At 67.8% G+C, this 267-nt stretch carries 1 protein-coding gene; it reads left to right on the top strand.

Features of this window, described 5'->3' with window-relative positions; translation table 11 throughout:
- On the top strand, window positions 1-267 hold a 267-nt coding region (locus SB753_RS37740), incomplete at both ends, for an alpha/beta fold hydrolase (RefSeq protein ID WP_410805245.1).

The following is a 267-nucleotide window of genomic DNA, read 5'->3' as shown; positions in this document are numbered from 1 at the left end:
GCCGCCGGGTGCGGAATCGCCCACCATCGCGCTCGTGCACGGCATCGGGATGTCGCATCGCTACCTGTCGCGGTTGCATGACGTTCTTGCTGATCTCACGCGTGTGGTGTCCGTGGACCTGCCGGGATTCGCGGGGCTGCCCAGGCCCTCCGGCAATCCCGATGTGGTGCGGATGGGACGAGCACTCGCGGAAGTGATCGCCGCCCTGGGGGAGGATCGCATCATCGTCGTCGGTCACTCCATGGGAGTGCAGTGGGCGGCCGAGGC

The sequence above is a fragment of the Paraburkholderia sp. SIMBA_053 genome, assembly GCF_046534895.1.
GTDB lineage: Bacteria > Pseudomonadota > Gammaproteobacteria > Burkholderiales > Burkholderiaceae > Paraburkholderia > Paraburkholderia caledonica.
The sequence above is the reverse complement of the archived record's forward strand: the minus strand, read 5'-3'. Positions and strand labels throughout refer to the sequence as shown.